This is a genomic window from Streptomyces jumonjinensis (genome assembly GCF_009600885.1).
GTDB lineage: Bacteria > Actinomycetota > Actinomycetes > Streptomycetales > Streptomycetaceae > Streptomyces > Streptomyces jumonjinensis.
Window position 1 is genome coordinate 115,267 of the sequence record NZ_VCLA01000199.1, and the last position, 832, is coordinate 116,098.

The window sequence follows — 832 nt, forward strand, 5'->3', positions numbered from 1 at the left end:
TTGGTGTCTAGCAAGAATGTTCGCCCGATGCAGCAAATCCCCCCGCCCGCCCACGGTGAGCTCGTGCTGACCGCAGAGGTGCGGGTCGTTGAGCGTCCCAATGAACGGCTGCGGTGGGTGTCCGTGGATCCGGTCGGCGGATGGTCGCCGGTATCACGGCCCCTGGTCCAGGGTGTGTTGACCGGGCTGGAGGGCTACCGGAGACACCTCGCCGCCAGGGGTGAGCGTGCGTCGGCTCCGTCTCCGGCCCCTGCGACCGAGACTGAGCCCGAGCCCGCGCCTGTCCGTGGATGCCGGATCTGCGTCGCACATGCACGGCTGCGCCGAAGGTCGCGGGAAATCGGCCGCGCCACCCAAGCCGAGCACTGTGACGAGATGATCCGGCAGCACCCGCACCGGCCGGGGGACGCGACATGAACGAGGCTCTCGCGGTCGGGTCCCTCGCGTATGACACGCGCATGAAACGTGTGGGGGAGGTCATGGAGGAGTACGGGACGCGCTACATGCTCCGGCCGGTCCACGGCGGGTGCGAGTGGGACGTGCTGCGGGAGCACGTTCGCCCCGCCACTACGGCCGACCGGCTTTCGGCGGCACTCGCCGAGCGGAACGCCAACAGCGTTCGAGAGGGTGCGGTATGGGGATGATCAGGCGGCTCCGTCGCCTCTTATGGACTCTGCCGCATGTCGAGGCCGCAGGGGTCCGTGCGTGGATCGCGTGCGTGTCCGGCACCCCGCCGTGCGGCGCTGAACCCCCGGACGCCGCACGGGAGCTCACCCCGGGCGACGTGCACGCGTGGGCCGAGTACCACTTCCGCAGGACCGGCCACCGCCGC

1 protein-coding gene is annotated in these 832 nt (G+C 70.3%); it reads left to right on the forward strand.

What is annotated here, in order from left to right:
• Positions 1-413: 413 nt before the first annotated feature.
• Entirely contained in the window at positions 414-644 is a 231-nt protein-coding gene (locus FF041_RS35300) for a hypothetical protein (protein WP_153526526.1), read from the forward strand.
• Positions 645-832 lie beyond the last annotated feature (188 nt).